The organism is Mesotoga sp. H07pep.5.4 (genome assembly GCF_003664935.1).
Lineage (GTDB): Bacteria > Thermotogota > Thermotogae > Petrotogales > Kosmotogaceae > Mesotoga > Mesotoga prima.
On the sequence record NZ_JFHM01000033.1, the window covers coordinates 1 to 1,695 of the forward strand.

Here is a 1,695-nt window from a genome sequence, read left to right on the forward strand (position 1 = left end):
CAAGGACTGAAACGATGGGCAATGCTTACGACGCTTTCAAAGCACTCAAGATAAGACCACCGGATCTACTCAAAGAGATTGCATAACAGACCACTGTGGTGGTACGTCTGTTTTTCTTTTCATTTTTTCCCTTGTTTAGCTGTTTTCAGATTTCTTGCTGTCAAAGTTGAGTCAATCTCTGGCTGCAACTTAGAACTCACAACTTACAACTGATTTTCAGCGTACAGCGGATCTCAGGGCAAGATCCCGTGCAGTTTCATCACGGGATGACAGAATGAGGACATTCTAGGGCAGGCTCTACGGGATGCAGACGCAGGAGAATGATCATACTATTGGCGATTCAGTGAAGCAAAGCTGATAATCTCTCTGAATCCTGATCTTAAATCCTCCCTTGAGGGAGGAGGGCCACGTAGTGGCGGAGGCTATGCACTAATTAGCAAGTTCGAGATGCAAGAGATTAGAAGTGAGAAGAATCTACTCCAACACAAGTCAACGTTGCCTGGTCAGAAGGGAAGGGCTTCGTTGGTGAAGCAACATGATTAGGAGTCTCGCCACTCTTTATTAGCTACGCCCTCTATTTTGTGCAATCTGCATAACCTTTTGCCTAATTCCCTCAACGACACTTTCAATGTTGTAACGAACATCTTTTTCAGAGACCCGGATGATAATGAATCCCATGTCCTCAAGTTCTTTCTGCCTCTTTCTATCTTCTTCGCCTCTGATGTCATGAGAGCTGCCGTCTATTTCAATTACAAGGCTCAATTCCTTACAAAAGAAATCAACAATGTATCTGCCTATAGGCTTCTGTCTTATAAATCTATAGCCCTCGATTTGTCTTTTCTTAAGTTGTTGCCAGAGAAGTACTTCCGCAAGCGTTCCGTTCTTTCTAAGTGTTGACGCCAAAGCTTTCAAATTATGTTCATAAGCAGGATAATCCGTCAAAGCAATCACCGATGTAATTGTAGAACATGAACACTCCCCACCGCAAGCGGTCCCCCCCGCTCAAGCGGGGATTTAAGATCAAGAGCATAGGAACGGTTCTTCGTTCAGCGCTACGCGTCCAGGTTACTGGTTGAGGAACACGCGAGAATAAGAGAGATGGTGAGAGGGACGAGAAGAATGAAATCCCGTGCAGAGTCCCCAAACAGGAGCATTTTGGGGCAGGCTCTACGGGATGACAGAAGAAGCGTTGAGCAAGTCAGGCTTTACGGGATGACAATTTCAGACGATTATGCAGTTCTCTTGTAGGGGCGAACGGCTGTTCGCCCGAAGGAGGTCTTGGTTGGAATCTCTGCCTTTTACGCGAATTAAGGACTTTAGGAACATTTGGGAGCCAGTCTGCTAACGCAGGCCAGTTCCGACTTCGTCGGGGAAGCAAAGACCATTGAGAAAGAGCATTGTGGAGAGGTTCGCTGCGCTCACGAGAGAATTGAGAGAGAAGAAACAAGTAAGATTGGCGATGAAACTAACCCCGTCACTTGCATCTCTTTGATCTCACTTTAACTAACCAAGAACAGATCCTTCCTCTGGAACAAAGAGCAATTTTTTCCTCATTGACGTCTGCTCTCGGTCTGACCCTTGATTATTGGAGAATAATATAAGGACACTAGGGTTTAACTAACACTTCCTCGAAATTGCTTTGAATTTGAGAGAAATCAATCGGTGAATTGTAATTCAGAGATCCATGAGGCCTCA

The 1,695-nt window shown here is 45.3% G+C and carries 1 protein-coding gene; it reads right to left on the reverse strand.

Going from position 1 to position 1,695, the window contains the following annotated elements; translation table 11 throughout:
* Positions 1–561: 561 nt before the first annotated feature.
* Positions 562–942 (reverse strand): endonuclease domain-containing protein, encoded by a 381-nt coding sequence (locus Y696_RS13945; RefSeq protein ID WP_121510831.1) that lies wholly within the window; start codon positions 940–942, stop codon positions 562–564.
* Positions 943–1,695 lie beyond the last annotated feature (753 nt).